The sequence below is a fragment of the Pseudomonas caspiana genome (assembly GCF_002158995.1).
GTDB classification, from domain to species: Bacteria; Pseudomonadota; Gammaproteobacteria; order Pseudomonadales; family Pseudomonadaceae; genus Aquipseudomonas; species Aquipseudomonas caspiana.
The window spans coordinates 371,246-391,977 of sequence record NZ_LOHF01000001.1 but is presented as its reverse complement, the minus strand read 5'-3'; the positions used below and the strand labels follow the sequence as shown (position 1 = coordinate 391,977).

The 20,732-nt window shown below is 52.9% G+C and carries 20 protein-coding genes and 1 pseudogene; 14 read left to right on the top strand and 7 right to left on the bottom strand.

What is annotated here, in order from left to right:
* The first annotated feature begins 13 nt into the window (after window positions 1-13).
* From AUC60_RS01740 to AUC60_RS01725, 4 genes are all read left to right on the top strand, one after another.
* Window positions 14-898: a LysR family transcriptional regulator gene (locus tag AUC60_RS01740; protein WP_087264358.1), complete on the top strand. Its 885-nt coding sequence runs from the start codon at window positions 14-16 to the stop codon at window positions 896-898.
* Window positions 899-1,013: 115 nt separating this feature from the next.
* On the top strand, window positions 1,014-1,877 hold the full coding sequence (locus AUC60_RS01735) for an amidohydrolase family protein (RefSeq protein WP_087264357.1): 864 nt from the start codon (window positions 1,014-1,016) through the stop codon (window positions 1,875-1,877).
* Window positions 1,878-1,928: 51 nt separating this feature from the next.
* Complete coding sequence (locus AUC60_RS01730) at window positions 1,929-3,242, top strand: dicarboxylate/amino acid:cation symporter (protein ID WP_087264355.1); 1,314 nt, start codon at window positions 1,929-1,931, stop codon at window positions 3,240-3,242.
* Between the two features lie 81 nt (window positions 3,243-3,323).
* Window positions 3,324-4,550 carry an OprD family porin gene (locus tag AUC60_RS01725; RefSeq protein WP_087264353.1) on the top strand — a complete coding sequence of 409 codons (1,227 nt, stop codon included), beginning with the start codon at window positions 3,324-3,326 and terminating at the stop codon, window positions 4,548-4,550.
* 189 nt (window positions 4,551-4,739) lie between these two features.
* Here the strand turns inward: AUC60_RS01725 and AUC60_RS01720 are convergent, their stop codons facing one another.
* Window positions 4,740-5,627: a LysR family transcriptional regulator gene (locus tag AUC60_RS01720; RefSeq protein ID WP_087264352.1), complete on the bottom strand. Its 888-nt coding sequence runs from the start codon at window positions 5,625-5,627 to the stop codon at window positions 4,740-4,742.
* A 138-nt stretch (window positions 5,628-5,765) separates the two neighbouring features.
* On the opposite strand from AUC60_RS01720, the gene AUC60_RS01715 reads away from it, so the two are divergent.
* The 7 genes from AUC60_RS01715 to AUC60_RS01685 all read left to right on the top strand — a co-directional run bounded on the left by AUC60_RS01715 (window position 5,766) and on the right by AUC60_RS01685 (window position 13,295).
* Complete coding sequence (locus AUC60_RS01715) at window positions 5,766-6,746, top strand: hydroxymethylglutaryl-CoA lyase (protein ID WP_087264350.1); 981 nt, start codon at window positions 5,766-5,768, stop codon at window positions 6,744-6,746.
* Between the two features lie 4 nt (window positions 6,747-6,750).
* Window positions 6,751-7,926 (top strand): CaiB/BaiF CoA transferase family protein, encoded by a 1,176-nt coding sequence (locus AUC60_RS01710; RefSeq protein ID WP_087264348.1) that lies wholly within the window; start codon window positions 6,751-6,753, stop codon window positions 7,924-7,926.
* Window positions 7,923-8,744 (top strand): hydroxypyruvate isomerase family protein, encoded by an 822-nt coding sequence (locus AUC60_RS01705; RefSeq protein ID WP_087264347.1) that lies wholly within the window; start codon window positions 7,923-7,925, stop codon window positions 8,742-8,744. The genes AUC60_RS01710 and AUC60_RS01705 overlap by 4 nt, the downstream gene beginning before the upstream one ends.
* A gap of 2 nt (window positions 8,745-8,746) precedes the next feature.
* Window positions 8,747-9,754: an SMP-30/gluconolactonase/LRE family protein gene (locus AUC60_RS01700; protein ID WP_087264345.1), complete on the top strand. Its 1,008-nt coding sequence runs from the start codon at window positions 8,747-8,749 to the stop codon at window positions 9,752-9,754.
* Between the two features lie 47 nt (window positions 9,755-9,801).
* A complete protein-coding gene (locus AUC60_RS01695) occupies window positions 9,802-11,133 on the top strand; it encodes an MFS transporter (protein ID WP_087264343.1) in 1,332 nt (443 codons plus the stop codon).
* A gap of 194 nt (window positions 11,134-11,327) precedes the next feature.
* On the top strand, window positions 11,328-12,635 hold the full coding sequence (locus AUC60_RS01690) for an MFS transporter (RefSeq protein ID WP_087264341.1): 1,308 nt from the start codon (window positions 11,328-11,330) through the stop codon (window positions 12,633-12,635).
* Window positions 12,636-12,767: 132 nt separating this feature from the next.
* Window positions 12,768-13,295 (top strand): cupin domain-containing protein, encoded by a 528-nt coding sequence (locus tag AUC60_RS01685; protein WP_087264339.1) that lies wholly within the window; start codon window positions 12,768-12,770, stop codon window positions 13,293-13,295.
* 326 nt (window positions 13,296-13,621) lie between these two features.
* Here AUC60_RS01685 and AUC60_RS01680 read toward each other — a convergent pair.
* Both AUC60_RS01680 and AUC60_RS01675 read right to left on the bottom strand, forming a co-directional pair.
* Window positions 13,622-14,821: pseudogene (locus AUC60_RS01680) on the bottom strand (MFS transporter); the annotation flags it as partial.
* Between the two features lie 174 nt (window positions 14,822-14,995).
* Window positions 14,996-15,202, bottom strand: a complete 207-nt coding sequence (locus AUC60_RS01675) for an RraA family protein (protein WP_087264337.1) — start codon at window positions 15,200-15,202, stop codon at window positions 14,996-14,998.
* A gap of 75 nt (window positions 15,203-15,277) precedes the next feature.
* Here AUC60_RS01675 and AUC60_RS01670 point away from each other — a divergent pair, with 75 nt between their 5' ends.
* The 3 genes from AUC60_RS01670 to AUC60_RS01655 all read left to right on the top strand — a co-directional run bounded on the left by AUC60_RS01670 (window position 15,278) and on the right by AUC60_RS01655 (window position 17,270).
* Entirely contained in the window at window positions 15,278-15,730 is a 453-nt protein-coding gene (locus AUC60_RS01670; protein ID WP_087264335.1) for a hypothetical protein, read from the top strand.
* A gap of 524 nt (window positions 15,731-16,254) precedes the next feature.
* A complete protein-coding gene (locus tag AUC60_RS01660) occupies window positions 16,255-16,530 on the top strand; it encodes a hypothetical protein (RefSeq protein ID WP_087264331.1) in 276 nt (91 codons plus the stop codon).
* A complete protein-coding gene (locus AUC60_RS01655; RefSeq protein ID WP_087264330.1) occupies window positions 16,527-17,270 on the top strand; it encodes a Fic/DOC family protein in 744 nt (247 codons plus the stop codon). Before AUC60_RS01660 ends, AUC60_RS01655 begins: the two co-directional genes overlap by 4 nt.
* 419 nt (window positions 17,271-17,689) lie before the next feature.
* Here AUC60_RS01655 and AUC60_RS01650 read toward each other — a convergent pair whose 3' ends face one another.
* From AUC60_RS01650 to AUC60_RS01630, 4 genes are all read right to left on the bottom strand, one after another.
* Window positions 17,690-18,334: an HAD family hydrolase gene (locus tag AUC60_RS01650; RefSeq protein WP_087264328.1), complete on the bottom strand. Its 645-nt coding sequence runs from the start codon at window positions 18,332-18,334 to the stop codon at window positions 17,690-17,692.
* A gap of 98 nt (window positions 18,335-18,432) precedes the next feature.
* Window positions 18,433-18,822 (bottom strand): DUF6957 family protein, encoded by a 390-nt coding sequence (locus AUC60_RS01645; protein ID WP_087264327.1) that lies wholly within the window; start codon window positions 18,820-18,822, stop codon window positions 18,433-18,435.
* A gap of 191 nt (window positions 18,823-19,013) precedes the next feature.
* The gene (locus AUC60_RS01640; RefSeq protein WP_238599495.1) at window positions 19,014-19,298 is read right to left on the bottom strand and encodes a hypothetical protein; all 285 of its coding nucleotides are present in this window, start codon (window positions 19,296-19,298) and stop codon (window positions 19,014-19,016) included.
* A gap of 333 nt (window positions 19,299-19,631) precedes the next feature.
* A complete protein-coding gene (locus AUC60_RS01630; RefSeq protein WP_087264323.1) occupies window positions 19,632-20,360 on the bottom strand; it encodes a metallophosphoesterase in 729 nt (242 codons plus the stop codon).
* Window positions 20,361-20,732 lie beyond the last annotated feature (372 nt).

The following is a 20,732-nucleotide window of genomic DNA, read 5'->3' as shown; positions in this document are numbered from 1 at the left end:
TGAGTCGAGCCCCATGGATCTCAAGCAACTGGAATGCTTTGTACGGGTGGCGGAATTTGGCAGTTTCACCAAAGCCGCAGCTGTCCTGAACATCTCGCAGTCTGTCGTCAGTCGGCAGGTTCGCCAGCTTGAGGTTGAACTCCAGGAGCATCTACTGATGCGCAATGGACGTGGGGTATTACTAACCGGTTCTGGGCAGCGACTCTTTGAACACGGTAAGGGCATTCTCAGACAGGTTCAGGTAGCGCGGGAAGACCTACGGGAACAACGCGATACCCTGTCCGGCAAAGTCGTCATCGGCCTTCCTCCCAGCATTTCCCGGCGCCATACCGTGGCGTTGGTAACGGCATTTCGCAAGCGCTTCCCGAATTGCATCTTAGGCATCAAAGAAGGCCTTACTCACTCGGTGCGCGAGTGGTTGCTCTTGGGCCGACTTGATTTCGCGCTGCTTTTCAATCCTGGTCAAAATGCGCAGCTCCAATACGAGCACCTACATTCTGAGCCATTGATGCTCATCGGGAGCCAGCATTCCGAGCTCCCAGCCACTGTCCAGATGAAGGACTTGGGCAATTTTCCGCTCATCACCCCGAGTGAGCCTCATTCAATTCGGCGCTTGATCGAGACTGAAGCAACACGCCACGAGGTTCAGCTCAACATATCTCTGGAGGTAGACAGCATCCCGTCCCTTCTGGAGCTGATTGATCTCGACATGGGCTATGGAGTGCTGTTTCGTTCCGCGCTGGTCAACAGCAACGGCCAATTGGAAGGTCTCAAAGCCGCGCAGATAGTCGATCCCACAATTCAGACCCATATATTCGTCGCCACATTCGAGCAGAGGCCTCTCTCTCGTCTCGCAGAACAAACGATGGCACTCGTGCGTGAGATTTGCATACCTTAGCCTGACACATGCAAAAACAGCATAACTGCTAGAACTCGGGTCGAGTTGTTGATAGGCCGGAAGACGCCCACCATCGGGCTATCGATTCCACTAACAACGACTAATAGGATACGAGATGAAATCCTGCCTCGCTCCAGATCCACACCCCACCATTCCTCTGCAAAAGCTGCCAGAAGGCGCGTGGGACGCACATTGCCATGTGTTTGGGCCCGCCTCGGTTTTTCCCTACGCAGAAGACCGCAGCTATACGCCTCCAGATGCACCTTTCGAAGCTCTGCGGTCTTTGCACGATCACCTCGGTTTCAGCCGTGGCGTAATAGTCCAGGCCAGCTGTCACGGTACCGACAATCGCGCCATGCTCGACACCATCGCTCGCAGCGAGGGGCGCTATCGGGGTGTAGCCATCGTCGATGGCTCCGAATCTGATGAGCAGCTGGCAGCCCTTGATGCCGGCGGTGTTCGTGGGGTTCGTTTCAACTTCGTTGCTCACTTGGGCGGAGCCCCCGATCTTGATGTTTTCGATAGCACCGTAGATCGTCTTGCAGATTTGGGATGGCACGTGGTTTTGCACCTTGATGCCCAAGACATCCTCACCTACGCAGATCGGCTTGCGCGGATCCCGGTACCTTTCATCATCGACCACATGGGCCGAGTCAAAGCCCAGGATGGCATCGACCAGAAACCATTCCACGCACTGCAACAACTGATGGAAAACCCATTGGCTTGGGTGAAGGTCTGCGGTGCAGAACGCGTCTCCGCTGGTCGTCGACCGTTCGAGGATGCGATACCTTTCGCAGAGCGACTTATTGAGATCGCTCCGGAAAGAGTTTTGTGGGGTACCGACTGGCCACATCCAAACATCTCTAAGGACATGCCAAACGACGGAGGGCTGGTGGATCTGATGTTTCAATTCTGCGCAGATCCAGAGAAGCGTCAGAAGCTTCTGGTGGAGAACCCTCTGAAGCTATACGGACGCTAAGCAAGACAAGCTCGACCATTCCTCCAAAAATAAGATTTAGTGAGACTAGCCATGAACTCCAGCCCTGCGTCTGCTCAGGCCGAAGCTACTTCACCCTCTGTAGTGAAGACAAAGCCACCCTTCTACAAAGCAATGTACTTCCAGGTGCTACTGGGAATCATCGTAGGTGTAGTCGTCGGTCACTTCTGGCCTACCTTTGCCGCTGATCTCAAACCGCTGGGTGATGCCTTCATCAAGCTGATCAAAATGATCATTGGCCCAGTTGTTTTCTGCACAGTGGTAACCGGCATCGCAGGGATGCGCGATTTGAAGAAAGTAGGTCGTGTCGGTGGTAAAGCACTTCTCTATTTCGAGGTCATTTCTACAGTCTCTCTCCTCATCGGCCTGATTGGAGGCCATCTCTTCAATCCGGGAGGGGGATTCAATGTGGATGTGAATTCGCTGGATGCATCAGCGGTCACGGGTTTTGCAGAAAAAGCCCAACACATGCACATGGTCGAGTTTCTGATGGGAATCATCCCTTCAACATTCGCCCAAGCTTTTGCCGAGGGCAATGTGCTGTGCATCCTCTTGGTCTCCATCCTCTTCGGATGCGCACTCTCGTCAATGGGCGACAAGGGCAAGCCGGTCTACGACATGATTGAAGGTCTCTCGGCGGTTTTCTTCCGGATCGTTCATATCATTGCCAAGCTCTCCGCAGTCGGCGCGTTTGGTGCGATTGCCTTCACGGTAGGCACCTATGGCGTCGCAGCTCTGCTGCCACTCATGAAACTGGTGGGCAGCTTCTACATCCTCTGCGCGCTATTCGTGATTGTTGTGCTTGGCGCTGTGGCTAAGCTTTGCGGCTTCAACATCCTCCGGTTCGTGGCTTACATTAAAGAAGAACTGTTGGTGGTGCTGGGTACCAGTTCGTCTGAAGTTGTACTTCCGCAAATCATGGAGAAGATGGAGCGATTGGGTTGCTCGAAGCCGGTAGTAGGCTTGGTGATTCCGACCGGTTACTCGTTCAACCTGGACGGTACCAATATCTACCTGACCATGGCCGTTCTGTTCATCGCGCAAGCTTTAAACATCGAACTGTCACTCACCCAACAGCTGACGCTCGTGGTGGTCGCAATGCTGACATCCAAAGGTGCCAGCGGTATCTCCGGCGCCGCCTTTGTGATGCTGACCAGTACGCTGATGGTTGTGCCTCTTGTTCCTGTGGCAGGCATGGTGCTAATCCTCGGCATTCACCGTTTCATGGGGACTGGATTGGCAATGACCAATCTTGTTGGTAATGGTGTAGCTGCCCTGGTCGTCTCAGCTTGGGAAAAAGAGCTGGATCGCGACAAGCTCGCTAAAGAACTCAGCGTCAAACACTAAAGCTTCAACCTCAATAATAAAAGTATGTCCTGTTCGGCCTAGCGCCGAGCAGCGACACTCTGCGTCAGGAAAATAATAAAAATGAATCGCTCCCTCTCAAATGTCATCATCCCTCTTACGCTCATCGCTAACAGCGCGTTCTCGGAAGGCTTTATAGAGGACAGTAAAATCCGCCTTGAAGCCCGAAACTTTTATTACAATGGTGACTTTCGCCAAGGCACAGGCGTATCTAAACGAGAAGAGTGGGCCCAAGGCCTTTTGCTCAATTATGAGTCTGGTTACACATCAGGCCCAGTTGGCTTCGGGGCAGACGCGTTGATCTTTGCAGGGTACAAACTGGACTCTAGCCCAGATCGATCAGGTAGTGGACTGCTTCCAAAACGCGCTTCTGGCGAAGCAGTAGATGAATATTCAAAGGCCGGGTACGGCGTCAAAGCCAAGGTATTCGATACAACTGTTCGGTACGGTATGTCACTACCGAAATACCCTGTTCTCCAGTACAACAATAGTAGATTGACGCCGCAGACATTCCAGGGATTCCAAGTCACTTCGACAGATATTGATCGATTGACAATCAACCTCGCGCAGTTCGACCAGACCATTACCCCCGATTCTACGGACTTGAAGGACATCACCATCGCTGTGAAAGATGGCCGCTATCGTGCGACTGGGATCGGTGACTTTTACCGACTCGGGGGAGCCACATATAGAATCACCCCTAAGTTGAGCGCCAGTTATTTCTATGGCGAGCTGGATGACGTATATCGTCAACAGTATGTGGGCTTGGTTCACAGCATGCCGCTAGGGAACGGCAACCTCACGACCGATCTGCGTGCCTTTGCCAGCAGCGACATCGGAGCCGCCAAGGCTGGTGATGTCGATAACCGAGCCTATGCGGCCTCGTTCAACTACTCAATGAATAATGGCCACAGCGTGATGGCGACGTACCAGGTCATGCAGGGATCGACCGGCTTTGCCTACGTCAACAACCCTTACCTTCCCAACTATGTGCAGTATCACGACTTCGGGAGTGCAGGCGAGCGTAGCTGGCAGCTTCGTTACGGCTATGATTTTGCTGCGCTAGGAGTTCCCGGACTCAGCTTCTTCACCGCCTATATTCATGGAGACGGATTGAAGAAAGCCGGCGCTGACAGAGAGTGGGAGCGTGATGTGGACGTGAGTTATGCGTTTCAAGGAAAGCTCAAAGGCCTCTCCCTCAGACTCAGAAATGCGACCTTCCGAAGTGATGACTTGCGCGACATCGACGAGACGAGATTGATTGCGAGCTATCTTTTCACCTCATTCTGAGAACCACCCTGTCCAGGACACGCCATAAGATTATCGATGCCTATGTGTGCAGTAGTGACTTGAATTCTCGATGGTCACCTCTGATGGGCTAGGTATAGGCTCCCTGGTATTGGATGATCATCTACTACCAGGAGGCCACGGGAGTCTCAAACACGGGGTGAAGAGAGGTGGACATCCAAACGCTACAGATCAGATCAGCTTGAGGTACTGCAAAAACGCGGACGCCGCTGGTGAAAGGGTTTCGTGTTGATGACAGATCACGCAGATTTTTGGCTTTGCCCACGAGTCAAGCAGCGGTACGAATGCGAGCCCGTATGTCGCTCCGTAGGCCTCGGCGAGAAATGACGGCACGATACCCACTCCCATGCCGAGGCCGATCATTCGGCATACAGCATCAAATCCCCGAACCCTTATGCGGACAGTCTTGAGTAACGAACTCTGCTTGGCCGCGTAGTCCACTAACTGAGCGAGAGCGGTGGTGCGAGGCTGTTCTACATGGTCGTACATCAACGTCTGTTCATAATACACGCTGGCTTCATGACTAAGGGCGTGCCCCTCCGGTACAACTATCGACAATTGATAATCAGCGAAAGGAAAAACCTCCAGTCGATCGTCAAAAAACAGGCCAGGGCAAACGCCGACATCGGCACGCCCTTCTGCTACTTCCCTGACGATCAGAGGAGTCTCCAGTTCTTCAAGATCGAGCCTGATGTCCTGATGTTGCTTCAGGAATTCTTGTATTTGTTGAGGCAAGCCTACCGATAGCGCTGACGCGCTGACCCGAACTCGCACCACTCCACGAATGCCCTGCCCGTATTCCGACATTTCCACACGCATCAAGTCCAGCGCCCGAATCACCTGACGTGCGTGGTGAGCCATAGCTTCGCCTGCGGGCGTTAAACGGATTCCCTGCTGACTCCGCTCGACCAAGGTGACATCCAGAGCCTGTTCAAGCTCCTTCAGCCGCTTGCTCACAGCGGAAGCCACGATGTGCTCACGGACAGCAGCTTTCGCAATGCTGCCCTCCTCGGCCACGGCGAGAAAAATGCGGGCGGTACGGGTATCAAGGTCACGCATCTATAGCCATCTCATTTGGAGAGGGGGGGAAGCTTTAATGATCGCTTTTCGGGGCAGGTAATTGGAGGAAGGATACAAAAAAACAATCGCAACCTGGGCGGCCTGATCGTACCAGGGCACACAGCAGGAGAAGACAAGATGACGAACAGTCAAAACGAAGGCGCAACGCTGGCAAGCTCTAGCAAGCCTATCATCGAAGTCACCGAGGTCGGCACCCGGGATGGCTTGCAAATCGAACACACATTCATCCCTACGCAGAGAAAAATCGAGCTTATCAACGATATGCTTGACGCTGGTCTGAAGAATATCGAAGTCACCTCCTTTGTATCCCCCAAAGCCGTACCGCAGTTGGCCGATGCCGAAGTCGTTCTCGCTGGGATCAACCGTCGCTCAGACACCCGCCTATCTGCTTTGGTGCCAAACCTTCGAGCCGCGCAGCGCGCGATCCAGACCGATCTGGACGCCGCCGTATTGCTTTGTTCTGCCTCCAATACCCACAACCGCAAGAATCTCAACCGAAGCCTTCAGGAAACGCTCGACGGACTCTCTGAGGTTGCATTCAGCCTGCGCAGCCGCCCTAGGCCAATGAAGATTATTGGAGCAGTGGCCACAGCCTTTGGTTGCCCGTTTGAGGGCGATATCCCGGTAGAAAAAGTCCAAGAAATTGCCCGTCGTTACGTCCGCGTTGGCGTGACTGAAATCACCCTCAGTGACACCACCGGCATGGCAACCCCGCAGAACATCAGAGCTCTAGTGCGCGCTGTGCGTGCAGCGGTGCCAGGCGTGGATCTCGCGCTGCATCTTCACAACACCCGAGGGATTGGACTGGCCAACGTGCTGGTCGGTCTTGAAGAAGGCATTACACGCTTTGACTCTTCCGTAGCCGGCTTGGGTGGATGCCCATTCGCAGCAGGAGCAACCGGCAACATCTGCACAGAAGATCTGATTTACCTTCTGCACGAAGCGGGTTACGAGACCGGTATCGACCTGGAACGTGCCATTAGTGTCGCCAAAAAAATGGAAAGGTTCCTTGGAAAGACTCTAGCTGGCCAAGTCATGAAAGCGGGCCCGCGCTTACGGCTTCACTCAGCGGAAGCTACCGCTACGGCAGCAGGGTGATCTCATGAGCCTTCCATTAAGCGGTATCAAGGTGGTCGACCTCACGCGGATTTTGTCAGGCCCTTTCTGCACCATGTTGCTTGGCGACATGGGTGCAGACGTGGTGAAGATTGAAGCTCCTGGGGAAGGCGATCCAATACGTGGTCAGGGGACGATCCAGAACGGACTGAGCACCTATTTCGCGGGGTTCAATCGCAATAAGCGCTCAGTATGTCTGGATCTACGCACTCAAGATGGCCTTCGCCAATTGAACCAGTTGCTGAGCAAAGCCGATGTACTGGTTGAGAATTTCCGACCCGGTGTACTGGATAAAATGGGGTTAAGTGCCGAGCGTCTAGAGGCCATCAATCCCAAGCTTATTGTTGCATCAATCAATGGCTATGGATCTACAGGGCCAAACAGCCAGAGACCGGCGTTTGATTTCATCGCGCAAGCGATGAGTGGATTTATGAGCCTGAACGGCACGGCTTCAGATAGTCCGCTGCGGACTGGAATACCTATCTCAGACCTTGTTGCCGGGCTCTATTGTGCATTCGGTATCGTCAACGCGTTGCGCGCCAGAGATACCACTGGTAAAGGCCAACGTGTTGAAGCCGCCATGGTGGACTCGTTGATGAGCATGTTCGCCTGGTACGCGTCGGACTTCTTGGCCACCGGAGACGCTCCCGTGCGAAGCGGTAACGACCATCCAATCACTGCTCCATATGGGCTCTTCCCTGCGAATGATGGAGCCATCGCTGTAGCCCCGAGCACTGAAGGAGTATTACAGCGCTTCTTGAAAGTCATTGGTGCGTCGTCCCTACTTGACGATCCTCGTTTCTCTACCAATCAGAAACGCATGGAGCATCGATCAGAGCTCAATGCTCTTATCAGTGTGTACACAGCACAGTACTCCCAGGCGCATTGGGTGACATTGCTCAACGATGCAGGTGTGCCTTGCGGAGTTGTCCAACCGTTGTCCGAAGCCTTTCAGAGCCCTCAAACTGTTCATCAGCAGATGGTTATTGATGTGCCACACGGCAACCATGGCACCGTAAAAATGTTGGGCTTCCCGGTGAAACTGTCTGCTACCCCCTGCCGGATACGTTACCCAGCGCCGTCACATGGTCAGCACAATGCTGAAGTCTTTGATGATTGGCAGCTCGATTACCTGCCACACACGTCGGGGGCTACTTCATGAGCGCGCCGTCACAACTGAGACTCTCAGCAAACCTGTCAATTTTGTTCCAGGATTTGGAGCTCGAAAAACGTTTTGGCGCCGCCGCCAACCTGGGATTTGAGGCCATCGAGTTATGGTTTCCCTACGAACTGCCTTTGCATCGGGTAGGTGAGTTGATCGAACAGCATTCGCTGATATGCGTTGGCCTGAACACACCTGCTGGCGATGTAGATGCTGGTGAATGGGGATTAGCCGTAGATCCAAAGCGGCGGGGAGCTTTCCAAGACAGCGTAGGAAAGGCGCTTGAATACGCAGAAGTGATGCGCTGCCCTCAAATCCATGTGATGGCGGGCCATGTCCTGGCTGAAGTCACGAAGGAGAAAGCGTGGGCGTGCTACATCGAAAACATCGCGTTTGCGGCCCATGCGGCTGCAGCCATTGAAAAAACAGTGATGATTGAGCCACTGAATATCCTCGACCGACCAACCTACTTGCTCAATACCCAAGCCCAGGCACGTGAGGTAATTGAGAGGCTTGGGTTACCAAACATCAAGATCATGTTGGATCTCTTCCATCTCCAACGCGGTGAAGGAAATCTGATCGAGAACATGCTGCTGAGCCTGCCTTACGCGGCGCATGTACAGATCGCAGATAACCCAGGGAGGCATGAGCCTGGCACGGGGGAAATCAACTTCGATGCAGTGTTCAAGGCGCTGCTCAGTGCGGGCTATCGGGGTTGGATAGGGTGCGAATACTCCCCTACTGCCTCAACTCAAGGGAGCCTGGCTTGGTCGACGCATAGCGGCCAACTGAAGTCCCTGAAGTCTGCGGGAGAATGAACATGCAGTATCCGATGAGTAAAGAGTTCGCGGTTTCATTCGAGGATCTGCAGACCGTCGCGGACGGACTGAACCGGCCTGAGTGCTTGCTCGCCCTAGATAACGGCACTCTGATTGCGGCCCATGGAGGCGCCGGTTACTCCGTAATCTCCGGCCAAGGCAAAGTCGAGCATGTACTGATCAAAAGCCATGCTGAGCGAACCTTCCTCCCGAACGGCATTGCTTTGGCCGAAACGGGTGAAATTATGTTTGCCGATTTGGGGAAGGATGAGGGAGGTCTCTTTGCCATCTCCCACAACGGTGAGGTGAAGCCTGTACTCACACTTTTGAATGGCCAACCTCTCCCACCAAGTAACTACTTGGTGAATGATGCTGACGGGCGGCTGTGGTTCACAGTCAGCACAAGACTGAAACCACGTACAGCTGCGTGGAATCATCGAGTAGCCGATGGTTACATTGGAGTCATTGACACTCTCGGTGCACGCATCGTAGCCGACGGAATCGGCTACACCAATGAGATTGCCTTCTCACCGTGCGGCCAATGGATGTACGTCAATGAGACGTATAACCAGAAAACCAGTCGATTCCCTTTGTACAACGGCGGTCGACTAGGGCCTAAGGAAGTCGTGATCCAGTTTGATGGTGCAGATTTTCCGGACGGACTCACCTTCGATGAGTGTGGCGGGCTGTGGATCACCTGCATTGGTAGCAACCGGCTCCTGGTGCTACGCCCCGATGACGGGTCACTGCAAGTGATTCTAGAGGACACTGACCAAGACTACGTTCGGAGGCTAGCTGCAAAAGTGCTGGAAGGCACCTTGGGCGCCGTGGACATGAGCACCGCCGGCAGATCTCGACTGGGGAACATATCCAGCCTCGCGTTCGGCGGGCCAGATCGAAAGACTGCTTACTTAGGATGCCTGCTGAATAGATCAGTCAAAGCATTTACTTCCCCAGTCGCCGGACTTGCCCCCATTCACTGGAAAAGACGAATAAACACAGGCTGTTGACTCACATTTTTGAGCGTAACAATAAAAATTAGACGCGGAGATACATCATGCAAGAGCCAAGTGTTTCCTCAGAAGAGAAACGTCCAGTATCAGCTGCAGTGGGAAGGACTCTTTCCAAAGGAGGACGAAGCCGTTGGAGTCGGGTAGGCGTTCTGATTTTCATTAGCTACTTCATCGCCTTTGCTGATCGGTCGAACATCGGAGTAGCTGCCCCACAAATGGCACATGACTTAGACCTAAGTATTCGCCTAGTCGGTGCACTATTGTCTGCTTTTTTCTGTGGTTACATTCTCACACAAATACCAGGGGGATGGCTTGCCCAGAGAGTCGGCCCGGTGAAGGTGGTTGCAGGTGCCATGATTTTGACCGGAATCAGCGCGTGTCTGACCGGGCTGGTAACAAAATATGAAGCGCTGATTGCAGTCCGCGTGCTGATGGGTATCGCTGAGGGCGTGATCTGGCCCTCATTCGCGGTACTTTTTATACGGTGGTTCCCTGGAAATGAGAGAGGGCGAGCAGTCAGTGTTGCTCAATATGCGCTGCCAATGTCGTCTGTATTCATTGCGCCACTATCTGGATGGATGGTGGATACTATGAGCTGGCAACATATGTTCGTATTACAAGGAATACCTGCCATCGCTATCGGTGTAATTTTCATGCTGCTAGTCACGGACGATCCTGCATTTGATAAGCGTATCGGAGAAGAAGAACGCGCCTATATTCTGAAAACTCGCGATCAAGGCACCAGTAACAATGCTCGCTTTGTGGATGTATTAAAGCGCCCCACGGTCTGGCTGTTGGGGCTTGCCTCCCATTGCTGGATCATGGGCATTTTTAGCTTTGGTCTTTGGATGCCTTCGTTGATCAAGCAATACACAGCTCATGGCTACTCGACGGCTGGTATCTTGACTGCTATTCCATTCATCTTCGGCGCGATAGCTATGTACTTGAACGCAAGGTTTTCAGACAAGACCCGTCATTCCAAAGGTTGGTTCGTAGCGATACCCATTACGATTGCGGGGCTGGCGTTGTTCGCCCAGCATTATGGCCCTGATACGCTTGGATGGGCATTGCTTACATTCTCTATCGCGGGAGCGGGGCTGTATTCAGGTGCAGGGACTTGGTGGAATTGGGCCATTAGCATGTTTCCCAAAAATCAAGCAGGCCCCGCCATTGGTTTGATGAACATATTCGCAAGTCTGGGTGGCATTATCGGCCCGTTCGCCGTGGCTATCCTTGCTGAAGGAGGGTCTCCAGCCAGCAGCTTTTACCTGTTGGGCTACTCACTGTTTATTGCGACGGGACTTATTCTGGTGCTGATCAAGTCGAATACGACTTCGGATGTCGCCCGTGTACATCCAGCACATCAAATAAACTAAGAACCGGACACGAACTGTCGAAAGTAAATTAAACAACAGCAACAGGCATCGTTCTATCCGAATAACCACGCATAAGTCTTATTGCAAAATGGCGCAAGCATGCACCTATTTGCCATAAGCCTCCGTGCGCGGTGTGCGCGCAAATTCAGGCAATATTATTGCAGCCTAAATACGTACCCTGCAGGAGTCAGCACATGACTAAGCAATGGAAAATAAGAAATCGTACGCTTTTGATACTTTGGCTAATATACATAGTGGCCTTTCTTGATCGAGCTAACTTTAGCGTGGCGGCACCATACATAGCGAAAGAACTAGGCTTGAGTGCCGGCCAGATCGGCCTCGTAATGAGTGCCTTCATATTTGGTTACGGTTGGTTCCAAGTTATTGGCGGACTTTTAGCTGATCGGATTGGTTCGCGAAAAACCATGTTAATAGCGTTAACCTGGTGGACAGTCTTCACTGCGGCTACCGGCATGGCAACAGGTCTTGTCAGTATGGTCATCGTGCGATTCCTATTCGGTGTCGGCGAAGCATTTCAACCTCCCGCTGCTTTCAAAGCTGTATCAGTATGGTTTCCGAAATCGGAACGGTTGCGAGCTACGTCCTTTATGTCTGGGGCGACCGCACTCGCTCCGGCAGTTACACCATTGATAGTCGTCTGGTTTGTACAGAGCTTTGGTTGGCGCACGATGTTTTATGCATTCGCAATACCGGGAATTCTGGTTGCGATTTTGGTGTACAGGCATCTGTATTCACGTCCCAGCGAGCATCCTGATATCACCCAAGCTGAACAGAATGAGATCCTGGAGGGGCAACCTGCCAGCAATCAGACCGATAAGCTAACCCTCCTTCAAGCGTTCAAAGTTCCAAAGCTGCTAATACTTTGCATTATATATCTAGTTTACGATATTACTTACTGGGGCTTTTTCTCCTGGATGCCATCCTATCTGGTGGACGTTCGACATTTCGCGATGGTCAAAATGGGAATCTATGCATCCCTACCATTCCTCGCTGGCTTTGTTGGGTTGATGCTGGCGAACACTATTGGCACGAAAATCTTCGGTGGTAATAAGTCGCGTTTTCTCAGCGCTATTTGGGTTATCGGCGCTGCCTCTTTGTTCGCGGCATTTCAAGTGGATAGCGCTGAAGCATGTATTGCATTAATGGCCTTGACGGCGGGGTTCGGGATTTTTATGGCTCAAGGGCCATTCTGGGCGCTGGTAACCGAAAGTATGCCTAGCCAGGCAATGGGAGTCCTTAGCGCAGTTATCAATGGTGCAGGGAAGATTGGTGGATCTATCGCTCCGCTCGCAATTGGGCTGTCGATCAGCGCCACAGGTGGGAGCTATCAGTCGGCCTTTACCCTAATGGCTGGCTGCCTCTTGGTCTGCGCAGTCCTAGTGCTGTTTACGCAAGAAAAATCAAAAACGGCTAACAGTGACTCATATTCAGAAAACTCACCTAGTGCCAAAGCGATGACTAAACCCGTATCAGCACCTTAATAGCATTTTATATTCCGTTAAATGCGCTAGCGCTGAAGACGTGATTTACGCCTGATCTTGCGCCGAGATAACCCAGGCTGGGCGTGGGATCCTGCAGCTTCAGACAAAAACAACAAAAAGGAGTAACATTCTATGCGTTTCGGTACCTTACTTTTTACCGCCTTGATGATCCAAGCTCCGGCTCATGCAGCCAATATGAGTCTTGATACAATGACATCTGCGATGTCCTCAAATAGCTCAGCTGCCGAGCGAGCCGAGTCAGCAAAACACCAGGAGGCCACGTTGCCAGTTCAGATCCTTCCAGCAGCCAAAGCAGTCGTCTTACGTAATCCAGGAAAGGACTCTGTACAACTACTGTCAGTAGATAACTCACCAGAGTCCCAGGTCACCATAACTTCAGTGACCATGGCCCCTGGAGCAATCTCTGAGCGGCATTCCCACCCTATCTCCGAGCAGATCTGGATCGTACAGAAAGGAACGGGCACCTTGCTTCTTGAGAATGACACAAGCCAAGAAATTCACGTAGGGGACGTAGTCAGGACACCACCCAAGACCATCCATGGCGTCAAAAACACTGGCAGCGAAAGCTTAGAGTACATCAGCATCACAACTCCACCAGAAGATATGACACACTTCTACGGGGAAAAAATTAAAAAATAACCGTCATTTTTCTTGATCGTTATAATTTATGGTGCAGCCACTGGTTAATCAGTGGCAAACCATTCATCAATGGAAATCATGACCATTTGGCTCAGAAGAAAACTTGTTAAAAACAGAACCACCTACATAGAAAATCCAGCTCTGGTGCAGCTTTTTTGTGCCAGCGTTTTGATCAAATACTTGTTAGAAACCCTCAGACATTCAAACCAAGTATTTGATCGGATAGGTGCTCTCCGGCAGGAGGTCACTGCCAAAGGCCAACACCTCCACGCGGGTGTTGGCTTTTGTTTTTTTAAGGGGCCACCCCATTGGTCTTGTACCTATGGCTACGCGACTGACCGCTCATTCAAATCGGCATTCGCAGGCTCGATCTCGACCATCTGGTCGAAGGTACTGCGGTTCATAAGGAGGATGATACCGACGATGGCCAAGACTACCCCTTCAACAACCAATGTATTCCTAGTTCCCATGAGGCTCGCCAGTCCCCCTGCGATCCCCCCATCAACTGCTTCGAAACCAAATCGAATGGCGATGTAGAAAGCCACGATCCGCCCTCTGAATTCGTCGCTCGCCAGACTCTGCAGTGAGATATTGGAGCTGACGTTGGAGGCGCTGATCCCAAATCCAACTACAGCTAACGACACCATGCAAAGAGTGATGTTTTCCGTAAGCGCACTCCCCACCAACCCTAATGCACTGGCGAGAATGCATCCAAGAATGATGTCTTTCAAATGCTTCGTACCCTTCTGCAGGGACAGCGCGATGGTGGCTGCGAATGCGCCTACACCTGCCGCCCCCCAAAGCCAACCGAGTGTCCGCGCGTCACCAGAGAACACATTTTTGGCAAGTATCGGGAGCAAGGTCGCGTAGCTAGACGCAGTAACGTTTGTTGCGATGGCGCTGATCATCAGCATGTGAATTGCAGGATTGGCCAAACTGTAGGTAATGCCTTCGTGGAAAGCTGCACCCAGTGGTTTTTTGCTTTTAACGCTAGGCCGGCCCGGCACCTTATAAAGCACCCAGATCGGTGCCAAAAAAAGCCAAGCTATTGATCAGGAAGCAGATTGCCTCGCCAGTACTAGCATTCAGCAACCCCGCGAGCGGAGGGCCTGCGAAACGTGATGCGTTGAGCAACATCGCATTCAACGCAAGGCCATTGGGAAGATCTCGCCGATCGCGGATGAAATTGCTGATCATCGCTTGGCGCAACGGGTTTTCTAATGAGTTGAATACGCCCAGCAATAACGACATGCCGATAATGATTTCGGCTGTGATCAGGTGCGTGGCGGTGAGGATAGCCAGAATGAATGATTGGGCCCCGAGCAACGCCATGATCACCATCAACAACTTGCGTTTGTCATGTTTATCCGCCCAGGCTCCAGCCAAAGGCCCAAGAAGAACCTGAGGGATGAGAGCGCAAAAAGTGGTCAGCCCCAGAAGGGATGCTGACCCTGTAAGGTGATAGACCAGCCAGGCGAGCGCCACTTGCTGAATCCACTTGCCCAAATGCGAAAATGCCTGAGCAATGTAATAATAACGAAATTCCCGATGGGCCAGCACTCGCACTGGAGCTGGCCAGGATCTCGCGACCTCGGTGTTTAAATTAACATCCTCGGGGTGCTGCTCTACTTCACGGCGACGAGAGCAGAGCAGCATTCACTACGAATAGGGTGCACTGGCTCAGTGCCGTGTTCGTTCGGTTATTGTCCTGGGATCGGGCAGTTTTTGGCCTTTAGCGAAGCGAGCACCCAACGCCGATCATTGGTGCCTTCTGCAATAGCTTGTAGCTGCGCCTGCTCAGCGTCGTATTTGGATTTTGCCTTGCCATATACCTCTTCAACGTCTGCGAAAGGAACGCAGACCAGACCATCATCATCTCCCATCAACAGGTCACCGTCTTCCCACATCAGGCGGACAGCGGCTCTGAATGGAACTGCTACATCTCGGTAGGGCTGGCTACCGATGAGCAGAAGGCACCTCTTGTGGATGAGATCACCCGGGCAGGATCTCCACTCAACCGCAAATATTTCCTCGGCGCCGAAAACCTGGAGCTTTGGATCGACAACGAACTGGCGGGGCTCTGTCGCTGCAGGCTTTCAGCACCTGATGAAGAGGAGGCCCTGACTGCTGGAGAGCCGTTCATGGCATGGGTTTACCTGGATGCTGTCTTCATCCGTCCCACCTACCACTCCTTGGGCTTTGGCGAGCGCTTGAGTGAGCAATGTGTTGAGGTCGTGACCAGCAGCCTTTTGGTGCATCTCAGAGAACGCTACTCACGCTACCCCTCCATCCAGGTGGTACTGAATGCCGACTTCGAGTCAGAGCAAGGAGAGCGGTTTTTCGATCAGATGACGGACAGCCTGCAGATGAACATGGAGGTCATCGCTCAGATGTTGAAGGTTCCGATTAAGGTTTCCACGGATGCGGGGTATTAAGTCCCAAGCCAACCGCGCTTTGTTCTCAGGTCACCAACCGATGGCCCCGTCCTTGCCGTACAAACTCAACGAGCCGAGGATGGCGCGCGATATCAATGACATAAAACACTGTTGATTCATACAGCACCAGGGGATAACCTTAACGGAGTACAAATGTTCTCCAGGTATCCTACGATGGATGATGACCTCATAGACGACGACGGCGTCGAACTTGGACTGCCATCCCCGCTCGAAATGGCGCGCCACAAGTGCACGATCCTGCACAGCGAGCTGAGACAGGTTTGGTCAGAGCTCAGGCGATCTCGCTCAAACGTAGCGAAGCTGGTGCAAATAAACTCGCTACTTGCATCCGACCTAGAGGCGGTCAGACGTGAGTGTGACAAAGCCCGCTGGGAGCTTTCAGATATGCAAGGTCGAACAGGCAATTAGATGCGTTCTGCGGCCGAGACGCGTTAGGAGCGTAGTGGCACCAAAAATCTCGGAGTGATGTAGAATGACGTTGTACCGAGTGAGAGGGCCGCTTAATGACTCAATCAGCCACCAAAAGCGTTGCCAGTGAAGTCCGCCATTTGGCTAAGGTTCACAAGGTAACCGCGAAGCGAGATAGCGTCAGCCGTATGGCTACGTGCATCACCTCCCTGTCCGGCGACAGTGTTGCTCTGGATACGGTCGAGCAGTTGCTCGTGAATTTGAAGCGAAAAGGCGTTATGAGCACCTCTGATCTGCTTGCGATGCAGGTGCGATACCTGAAGGAAAAAGGCGCTAGCAAATCCAAATCGAAGAAGAAGCTCCAAGCGTGAGCTTCGACCCCTTTGGTGATTTCGAGACTGCCGGTTATCTCCGCAACCACTTCCAGCTGACCGACCTCAACACTGTAAAGCGTCTAGAGCATGCCTCGTTTGAAGCCAACATTGAACAGGCGCTCGCTTATCTGGCTGGTCTCGATAACATCGATTACCCATCCATCCTCGATGTTCATCGAGTGCTCTTCCAGGAAATCTATCCTTGGGCTGGTCAAGATCGCATGCAGGTAACGCCTGACCTGCGAATCAGCAAAGGCCGAAAAGGTACGCCAGGCTACACCGAATTTGCTGATGCTGTAGACATCGTCCGCGCCGCCGAATACGCAATTTCCTCCGCGAACAAGCACGCTCGGTTCAGAGACAGACCTGGTGAGGTTATGGGCCTGCTTGCCCTAGCTCACCCCTTCCTAGATGGGAACGGCAGAACGATCCTTTTGATCTTCACAGAGCTCTGCTATCGGGCTGGTTTTAGCATTGACTGGAGTCAGACGACCAAAGACGGCTATCTGGCGGCTCTCAGCGCAGAAATCCTCGAACCAAACCATCGCCCACTGGATGAGTACCTGCGGCCTTACGTCGTCGCTGCCGCCAAGCGCAAAGACTGGCCTGCTCTCATAGGGGGCATTCAGGGCCTGGACGGGCTCGACAGCGAAGATCTGGACTACCAAAAACTGGATGGCACGCAGCCTCAACCGCAGTACAAAGGCTATCTAGCGGAACGAACCTCAACGCCCTAGCGGTGCTCAAGGAGGTCACTGGGAGCATTGCAGCATTCGTAAGTCAGGCAACCATGGGCTTCTGCCCCGTGCACGAAGCCCGCTTTCTGGTAAATCAATTTGGCGGGGCTATAAGGCTCAACACTCAAAGTTCCAGCCTGAAAGCCTTCTCGCACTGCCATATGAGCCACTGCCCGTGAACTCTAAGGATGCACCAGGGTGGTGAACAGTTGGCCTGTCGGCGGTTGTAATAGCGCTCAACCGACGTGCCTATCACCTGACCTTCCAGCCCAGCCATACGGACGATGGAGGCAGTTAGTGGCTGATTTGGGTTGAAGACCGCCACTCGTAACTGGTCGCACGTTTGCGTGCCCAACCAAGATTGCCGCAGGCCTGCTGAAAATGGGTTCGCTTTGATCTAGAAAGTCGTATCGCGCCGCTCACCTGCGCTCAATCACCAGCCGCGCAAAGTGTTCGAGATCCCGAAACTGACCACGCCCCGTGCGATCTAGGTGATGACCCAGAATGCCCACTGCTCGCGGGCCGTCTCTATCGCAACTCGGCGAGTCTCCGATCATCCACACGCGCCCCCGTCCGCCGCTGAAAAGGTGCCCGGGCTCCACCCCAATTTGGTTGCAAATCGAATGGTAGATGGCTGGGTCTGGCTTCATTACACCAAGCTCAAAACTGTAAGCGTAACCGTCGAGTTGCGGAAAGAGGTCTCGGACAACAGGGCCGTAAGGAGGGGCAAGATTTGAACAAAGCCCGACTTTCACGCCTGCCTGTTGGAGAAGCTTGATAGCCGCTTTGGCATCGGGGAATGCCTGGATTGACGCGAGCTCACGATTCAATGCGCTATCGAGTTCTAGGCGCTTGCTACGAGACAGGACAACGCCCAGGTGCGAAGCAATTTCATCGAACGAATGGTTCGTCGTCATCGCAATTCGGATGCTGTCAGACGCCAGCATCAAGCCTTGACGACGTCCTTCTCGAAGCAGCTCACGATATGGATTTGTCCGCTGGGTAATGCGCAGTACAGTCCCGAACGCGTCGAAAATAACGCCATCAACCGCTGGGCTGGTCATTGGAAAAGTCTCCACTTAATCTGCTGTCTCAACGTCATACCCATGCCCGCGCTTTGCGTTAGCGAGGCATCAATGTATGGCCGGCCGCAGCTAGTCATTCAAAACATCCGTACCAGAGTCGAAAGAGACATCGATGTCTTTCGGCCATTGCCTAGGAGCACATACAGCTTGCTCCCAGTTAGAAAAAACATGCCGTCCGAGAATTGCATCAGCGGCGTCGACCGGAACCAGTGAGAAATGTCATTGGTTGTGCTATCGAATAGCACCCGAAAAGCGAGCAGCATTGTTGGCTTCTTCCCCTGCGTAGCCAGCTCATCGATTACAAGATCAGGCGCATCGAAGTCCACCCATACCCACTCGTCCAAGATGCAAAAACTGATACCGGGAAAGCGCTCCTCCGTGACCGCAATCGCTTCCTCCAGCCCAAGCTGAGCACCGCACATCACTTCGCTAGGGCCGATCATTTGCCTGAAGTCAAAGTCCTGCATGAAGCAACATCTCCTAGGTTGGCCGGGATCGCGTTTCTGTGCTGAAGTCGTGGCCAGAGGTAGGCAACGGCCTCACTACTGAACAGTGCAGCCATGCCCCCCTCGTCCGTGTTTTTATGGATTCGATAGGGCGTAATCAGACCTCTCAACGTTTTACAGCCTGTCCCAAAGCCTATGAGCTACTGGCTTCATCAATCACTGCTAACTACAAAGAGGCTGCCTCCCAAAAGCGTCTGAACGTCAGCTCCCGTCGCCGAGACGAGTGCGTAACGACTCCCCGAAAATGTCGAAGCGATGGTGTAACCCGAACATTCAGAAAACTCGACGACAGTGGACGTGCGAATGAGTCGCCAGTCCGCGAACTGCCCGAGCGAGTCATTGAAAATGTTACCGACCAAGCTGAATCCCTCGATCTCTGGCAGGTAAAGAATCGCGGTGATCGGTAGCTCAAACTTGACCTGGGTGGCTTCTATCACAGGGCTCGGCACCTCATCTCGATAGCTCACACTTCCGTCCCGTCCGACCTACTCGCGGCGATAACGTAATAATCGCTCCCGCATAATGTCTGGAGCAGAACAAAGCTCTCTCGACGCTCAACGGCTCTCACCGGTGGCGTGGCGACCGTTGACCCATCGTCAATACAGCCTGAAAGGTCAAAGTACGCGGTGGCTGCGAAGCGGTTTCCCACTCGGACAGCATCGACCAGATAGGCGTCAATCGCCACACCCCATTGCTCGTTACTCGCCGCAACAACAGCTGGAGGTATTGAGCCAGCTTCCTGCACGACCTTTTCGCCAAATTTGGACACATCAAACCTCCAAAATTTTTGTGGGCTCGAACCCGGTTTCTTCACCCGGGTAGCCTCTCGGATTGGAGATCACTCGACAATTTCCGAAGGCCGCGTCGATCGATTTGTGGGTGTGTCCAAAAATCCAAGCATCCGCCTGATCAACCAAGCTGTGCCAATTGTTGTAGTAAGCCGCGCTGATGTGCCCATCGTATTCGTCCCCTGCCGCTTCACGCAGCGGGCAGTGATGACTTACGACTACGGTTTTGCCGTCAAAAGGCTTTGCGAGCTCTTGGGTGAAAAATGCTTTCGTCGCGTGATTTCTCTCAATAATGTCCACGGGCCTCAAACGTCGATATCCGCTACCTGCGCGTATCTGTCGAAAATCGTTCATGTCACGCGCGCAAACATTCGACGCGGCGACTACGTCCCCGGTGCTCGCAAAGTCAGTCCACGCAGTCGCCACGAGGAACCGGACATCGCCGGCTATAAAGACTTCATTCTCAAGGACGTGCACGTGGCTGGCGGCAGCCGCTTTCATTTTTTCGAATGTGCGGTCAATGTGGCCTTTGTAATATTCATGGTTGCCACCGCAGTAGATCACCTCAGATTTGAACGTCTCGTTCGCCCAGCCGACACCTCTGGCCAACACATCAATATCGCCCGCCAGCACCACCAAGTCGACATCCACTGGTGGAGGAGAAAAACGATCAAATTCGTTATGCAAATCTGAGTAAATCAATACTTTCATCAATGTCTCCGCAGCACAGGCCGTGCGCTGGGCTCACTTGTTTAAGAGTCCGGGGACGCTCGGTGCCCAGGACATGTCATTCAATCAATTTGAGGTGGGCCAGCCCGATAGCAATTTGGATAACTGCCTTTATCAAACAGGTTTGCTGTGAATCAAGCGGCCTCTCCCCCTCTCGCCAGGCAGCTTGACGAAGCGTTCCTGGCTATCCTCGGTTTAGGGCTATATTGATTGCGTGAGCCGACTCTCATCAGCTAGCCCCCACGAATCACGCCCCATCGCAACGTGATCAGCGGAGTGTCCGCCACAAAAATCATCCGCATCCGCCAGTTGAAATGAATATATAGGTTTGAATGGCGTTAGGCAAACGCGGCA